This is a genomic window from Gemella haemolysans, from assembly GCF_028308085.1.
Taxonomy (GTDB): domain Bacteria; phylum Bacillota; class Bacilli; order Staphylococcales; family Gemellaceae; genus Gemella; species Gemella haemolysans_D.
The window spans coordinates 1-666 of sequence record NZ_JAQMFS010000110.1 but is presented as its reverse complement, the minus strand read 5'-3'; the positions used below and the strand labels follow the sequence as shown (position 1 = coordinate 666).

At 29.3% G+C, this 666-nt stretch carries 1 protein-coding gene; it reads right to left on the bottom strand.

From position 1 onward, the window contains the following. Positions 1-59 precede the first annotated feature (59 nt). Positions 60-666 (bottom strand): helix-turn-helix domain containing protein (locus tag PNO30_RS08665; protein ID WP_334212536.1); only part of this gene is annotated, 607 nt, incomplete at its 5' end.

Genomic DNA, 666 nt, shown 5'->3' with positions numbered 1-666 from the left:
CTTATTTACTAAATAATAATATGTTGATTTTGCCATTCCTATTTCTTGTAAAAGACATTTTAATTGATATCCTTTTTTTCTAAGTTCTTTGATGATTGCTGCTTTTTCGCCTTGAGTTGCACAGCCCATTTTTCTCGCCTCAAGGCTATTAATTTTTTTATTATTTCTTTTTCTGCTTTAATATTTTCAATTTCCGTTTTTATAAATTTATTTTCTGCACGTAATCTAATTAATTCTTCTCTTTCTGATTCTTTTAATGGTTTAGGACTACTATTTTCTTTCATGATAGGTACCTTTCTTGGTCTTCCTTTCTTCTCATCTACAAGTCCATTATAACCTTTTTCCTTATATTTTTGAACCCAATTATATAATATCCTATAATTAATTCCATTCTCTAGCGCAACGGAATTATATGAATAACCAGCTAAAATTTTGGAAACTAATACTAGTTTTTCTTCTGGATTCCACTTCTTATTTTTCGTTTTATGTTGCAAGACGCCTACGCCTAATGAATCAACCATTCTTTTCCATTTCCTAATAGTATCTCTAAATTTTCTAGTTGTTATTCCATTAGGTGTATCTGGATATTCTCCTCTTTCATACATCTCAACACATTTTACTTTAAACTCATAACTATAACGCATAAAAAATACCCCTTTCACTGGT